General features: G+C 68.7%; 3 protein-coding genes. 1 reads left to right on the forward strand and 2 read right to left on the reverse strand.

The genetic code is table 11. The features are described 5' to 3' along the window. Both P2P98_RS15620 and P2P98_RS15625 read right to left on the reverse strand, forming a co-directional pair. Positions 1–638: response regulator transcription factor (locus P2P98_RS15620; protein ID WP_275801075.1), on the reverse strand; the 638-nt coding region annotated here is incomplete at its 3' end. After that, on the reverse strand, positions 635–1,849 hold the full coding sequence (locus tag P2P98_RS15625; protein ID WP_275801076.1) for an ATP-binding protein: 1,215 nt from the start codon (positions 1,847–1,849) through the stop codon (positions 635–637). The genes P2P98_RS15625 and P2P98_RS15620, both read right to left, overlap by 4 nt. 169 nt (positions 1,850–2,018) lie before the next feature. On the opposite strand from P2P98_RS15625, the gene phoU reads away from it, so the two are divergent. Beyond that, positions 2,019–2,702 carry a phosphate signaling complex protein PhoU gene (gene phoU / locus P2P98_RS15630; RefSeq protein ID WP_058597428.1) on the forward strand — a complete coding sequence of 228 codons (684 nt, stop codon included), beginning with the start codon at positions 2,019–2,021 and terminating at the stop codon, positions 2,700–2,702. Positions 2,703–2,712 lie beyond the last annotated feature (10 nt).

Genomic DNA, 2,712 nt, shown 5'->3' on the forward strand with positions numbered 1-2,712 from the left:
GTCGGCTCGCTCGGGCTCTGCTCGATGCGCGAGCGGATGCGCTTGATGTGAACGTCGAGCGTCTTGGTGTCGCCGAAGTAGTCGGTGCCCCAGACCCGGTCGATGAGCTGACCGCGAGTCAGCACGCGGCCGGCGTTGCGCATGAGGACCTCGAGCAGCTCGAACTCCTTCAGGGGCATGTTGATCTCCGCTCCATCCACCGACACGGTGTGTCGATCGATGTCCAGGGTGACGCGTCCTCCGCTCAGGATCCGGTCGTCGAGGTCGGCGTCATCCGGGGTCCGACGTCGCAGGACGGCGCGCATCCGGGCCAGCAGCTCCCGCGTCGAGTAGGGCTTCGTCACGTAGTCGTCGGCACCGAGCTCGAGCCCCACGACGATATCGACCTCGGAGTCCTTGGCCGTCAGCATGATGATCGGCACGTGCGACGACAGCCGGATCTGCCGGCAGACCTCCGTGCCCGGCATGCCGGGCAGCATCAGGTCCAGCAGCACGATGTCGGCACCGCGGTCGTGGAACGCCGTCAGGGCGAGAGCGCCGTCCTCGGCGATCTCGACCTCGTACCCCTCCCGCCGCAGCAGATAGGCCAGCGGGTCGGCGAGGTCCGGCTCGTCCTCGACGATCAGAACGCGGGTCATACGGTGTCTCCGTTCATGGGGGCGGGACGTGCAGCAGCGGCCTTGCGGCCCTTGCGTCCCGACTTGGGGCGGGGTTGCTCGAGGTCGGGCGCCTCGGACATCGGCAGTCGGATGGTGAACGTCGAGCCGCGGTCGGGGCGCGACCACAATCGCACCTCGCCTCCGTGGCGCTGGACGGCGTGCTTGACGATCGACAGACCGAGCCCGGTTCCCCCTGTGCGGCGGGATCGCGCCTGGTCGGCCCGGTAGAAGCGCTCGAACACGCGGTGCTGATCGGCTTCGGGGATGCCGATCCCGCGGTCGGTGACGGCGATCTCGACGACCGTGCCGTCGAGCTTCACCCCGACACCCACCTTGGAGCCGCCGGGCGAGTAGGCGATCGCGTTCGCGACGAGGTTGCCCAGCGCCTCGGTGAGGATCTGCGGCTCGCCGCGCACCCACAGCCCTTTGGTCCCCCCGCGCACGACCGTCACCTGGGCCGAGTCCGCGGCGATCGCGTAGGCCTCGACCGCCGAGGTGACGACCTCGTCGATCGAGACGTCCCGCACGTCGCGCAGTTCGTCGGATGCCTGCAGCCGAGACAGGCTCAGGATGCGGTTCACCAGGCCGGCCAACCGCGTCACCTCCGCCTGCAGCCGCGATGAGAAGTACCGCACCTGTTCCGGATCCTCGGCCGCGGATTCGATCGCCTCGGCCAGCAGGCTCACCGCCCCCACGGGAGTCTTGAGCTCGTGGCTGGTGTTCGCCACGAAGTCGCGACGCATCTCTTCGACGCGCTCGCGTTCGGTGATGTCACGCAGCACCAGGAGGACCAGTCGCGGCGAGATGGGAGTCGCGCGCACCGCGACCAGGCGCGGTTCTGCCGGCGCGGCACCTCGGCGCAACCGCAGGTTCTCGCTGACCGACGCTCCCGTGTCACGCGCCGCCCGCGCGACGCGACGCAGTTCGTCGCTGGCGATCACCTCTCCGGCAACCAGACCGAAGACGCCCGCGGTCGATGAGAGCGCGAGAACCGTCGACGACATGTCGCAGACGAAGGCGGGGTCGTCCATCGCCCCGAGCATCGCCTCGACGCCCTCGGGCAGATCGACGGCGGTCTGCGCCAACGAACGATCGCGTGCTCGCAGGGCTCCGACCACGAGGCCGACGATGCCGCTCCCGAGCAGGAGTCCCACGAGGAGCGCGAGCAGCGAGAGCTGCGGTGGTTCCATGCCCCCAGCGTAAAGGCGTGGTCACGGCGTCACCGGCCGTTCAGGCACGGGATGCCGAAGCCGAACGTTACTATTCACTGTCACGGCACCATTCGTTCATCTTCGCTGGAAACAATCCCCGGAGGTAGCGGAACGCACATGTGCCGTGCCGCCGACGGAAGGTACCGCGATGCGCGAAGTATTCCACCAGTCCCTCGAGGACGTTCAGGCCCGCCTGGTCGAGATCGCCGACCTGGTGACGGTCGCGATCGACCGCGCCACACGCGCGTTCGGCACCAGCGACGTCTCGCTCGCCGAAGAGGTCATCGAGGCCGACGCGATCATCGACGAGAAGGCCGTCGAGCTCGACGAGCTCGCGATCGAGATCCTCGCGCGTCAGCAGCCCGTCGCGCGCGACTTGCGGATCGTCGTCACCGCGCTGCGCGTGAGCGCGTCGCTCGAGCGCATGGGCGACATGGCCGAGCACATCGCTCAGCTGGCGCGATCGCGCTTCCCCGAGCGCGCGATCCCGAAGGGCCTCAAGACGACGTTCACCCGCATGGGTGAACTCGACGTCGAGGTCGCGCGCAAGCTCGCCGAGCTGCTGCGTACTCAGGACCTGCGCATCGCCGAGGCGATCCGCGACGCCGACGACGACATCGACGAGCTGCACGTCAGCGTCTTCGAGAAGGTTCTGGGCGACTCGTGGAAGGGCGAGGCCACCGCGACGGTCGACGCCACCCTCGCGAGCCGTTACCACGAGCGCTTCGCCGACCACGCGGTGTCGGTCGCCAAGAAGGTGGTCTACCTCGCGACCGGCGACTGGGCCGGCGCCGACGACGAGATCGAGCACGAGCCTCACCCCGTGATCTGAGCGGCAAAAC

The organism is Microbacterium sp. Kw_RZR3, assembly GCF_029222405.1.
Taxonomy (GTDB): Bacteria; Actinomycetota; Actinomycetes; order Actinomycetales; family Microbacteriaceae; genus Microbacterium.